The organism is Flectobacillus sp. (assembly GCF_049240685.1).
Taxonomy (GTDB): domain Bacteria; phylum Bacteroidota; class Bacteroidia; order Cytophagales; family Spirosomataceae; genus Flectobacillus.
In genome coordinates this window covers 1-2,427 of the sequence record NZ_JBMLSD010000344.1, presented here as the reverse complement: position 1 = coordinate 2,427, position 2,427 = coordinate 1, and the positions used below count along the sequence as shown (strand labels likewise).

The 2,427-nt window shown below is 35.6% G+C and carries 2 protein-coding genes; one reads left to right on the top strand and one right to left on the bottom strand.

The window, feature by feature from the left end; genetic code table 11:
- Window positions 1–186: 186 nt before the first annotated feature.
- Entirely contained in the window at window positions 187–936 is a 750-nt protein-coding gene (locus tag ACOVQ4_RS15350; RefSeq protein ID WP_421821507.1) for a hypothetical protein, read from the bottom strand.
- Between the two features lie 990 nt (window positions 937–1,926).
- Here ACOVQ4_RS15350 and ACOVQ4_RS15345 point away from each other — a divergent pair.
- Window positions 1,927–2,427: hypothetical protein (locus ACOVQ4_RS15345; protein ID WP_421821506.1), on the top strand; the 501-nt coding region annotated here is incomplete at its 3' end.

The window sequence follows — 2,427 nt, the reverse complement described above, 5'->3', positions numbered from 1 at the left end:
CGGTGGCTGAGGCACTCGAAGCCACAGTTAATAGTATTATTCATATTCTCGAAATGCTCTCGAAGCCTCCGTCGAACTGACCACTACTTACTGACCACTGATCACTAAAAAAAAGCCCGTACCTCTCGATACGGACTTCATCAATTACAACCCCCTCTCCTTTGGAGAAGGGGGTAAGGGGAGAGGCTAGACTACCTCCATCAAATACAACACATTATGCGAGTTATTTTTCAACGGATACTGCACCCCATTCAATTCCTGAAAAAATTCAATCAAGAAATAAAAAAAGGTACTTCCCGTTCCCCCTGGCATACCACTTGGAGTAAGCGTTAAATCCAACGAGCCATCTACCAAAGCAAAATTCTCTTTCGGACTATAAGTAGTGCCATAATTCTCCAACTCAAAATCCACAGAAGCTACCGAAACACTAAAACTAGCATGCGTAGCACCTTGAGGTAAACTCAAATTGGTCGCAGGATTAAAATTAGCAATAGTTACAGCTCCTGTAACAGTATCTAACACATACTGAGATCTGAAAACCGAATTAAAAGGTGAATTCAGATTAAAATCAAACCCGCGAAGTGCTTGTTTACCTTCGGCACTCTCCATTCCAATCCATACCTTACGTTCCCCTCTTGCGGAATCGAAATCCAAATTCTTAACTTGACTCATCGCTTGTGACATGCGACTACTAACGCGATAATCTTTTGCTAATGACAATAAATTAGCCACCGATTTACGCATCAATTGCCCCATTTTAGCATTATGCCCAAACTCAGAACCATTCTCTCGGGTACGTTGAAAAGCAGGGTCGTTTTTAATCCGACTTTTATCAACACCTCCCTTTTTTCGAATCAACATCCCATCTTTCGATTTGTAAAAAGACATACCTTGTAAAGTCCCTTTTATTTCAAAAATCCCATCAAACTTTGCCATGATTACTTGTTTTTAGTTAAAATTAATATTGAGAAGTCGTTACTTCTTTTAGATCCTCTTGCTGCGGAACGCGATTTCTGAAACCCCATTTCCTGTGTGTAAAATGCATTTTTCATAGTATGAAATTTTAGATGAAAACCAAAACCGTTGCGCACCCAATTTTGCCTTTCAACACACCAAAACTACAACACAAAACAACACCTCAAAAAAACAGGTGTGAATGTTGTAAGATATTGGATAGTAGTGTTTTAAAATCGAAATAGTCCAGTAAAATCAAGAAAATTACAGTAGAGTGTAAAAATTACAGTAGGATGGAGAAAACGTCTACTGACATTCTAACAAACTAGAAGTCTATAACAGTATTGTCCCCTCGAGAGTTCCGACCCTCCAGAATTTAGGGGTGTAAAAATCTTCAACTGAAATCCATAAAAACAAATTACTTTAGGTGGATTGTCCCCTCGTGGGGACTTTAGGGGTGTAGCATAATTCAACTGAAATACATAAAAAAAATATTTCTCAGTACAATTATCCCTCGAGGCCTGTTCCACTACGACGAAGGACTTCAGAGGTGTAAAAATCTTCAATTGAAACCCATACAAATCATATCACCTTAGGTAGATTTTCCCTTTGAGCACCTATTCCAACCCTTCGGAAGGATTACAAGGGTGTAAGCTCAATTGAAAACAGTTAAAAAAAAACGCCCCACACAGTTTGTCATGCTGCTAAGCATCTCTCGTACAAACGATATTTACATAATAAAAGGCATTGACAAGTGAATAGAAACCCATCCACAACAGCTTTCAAGATACTTACGGGATACATACGAGTTACTTATGGGATAAGTGCGGGTTATTATAAATAAACTAGATTGCGAAAAGTAAAAAACATTATTAACAATTTTGTTGAAAACTTAGTTTGATTTTAAACCAGTTATCTTTGTTTAGATAGCATTTTCAGATAATTTTGCGTCAAATAATGATATGTAAAACGATGATTACCAGTAAAAAAGAAAAAAGCTCCAATCCAAAAGATGAAATTTCATTTGACCTAATATCAAATAGAATCGATTATTTGGTTAGTAACTTAACGAAGAGTGTTGAACAATTAATCTTCGAAGAAAAGAAAAAAGTAAAAATAAAAGCAGGCACTATTTATGCAGGTCAGTTCACAGCTGAAATTAATGAAATTCAAAATACCTACAAAAACCATCTAAAAAAAGCACCATTAAATTTAGAATCATACCTAAGTTCTTTAAATACAAGAGCACAAGATTTGAATGACATGCTCTTTAAAATAAAGACCTATCCAATCAAAAGTATTACCAATCAACTAAAAAAAGAAGCAGAAGCACAAGGAATAGAAAACACTAAAATCAAAACATTTATAAAGGAGTTGAGTAATTCTATTGTCAATCTCGTTTTAGAGTATACAATTGAATTTGAAGAATATGTAATAGATCAACTTTGTGAAAAAGAAATGAACAGAATAAGA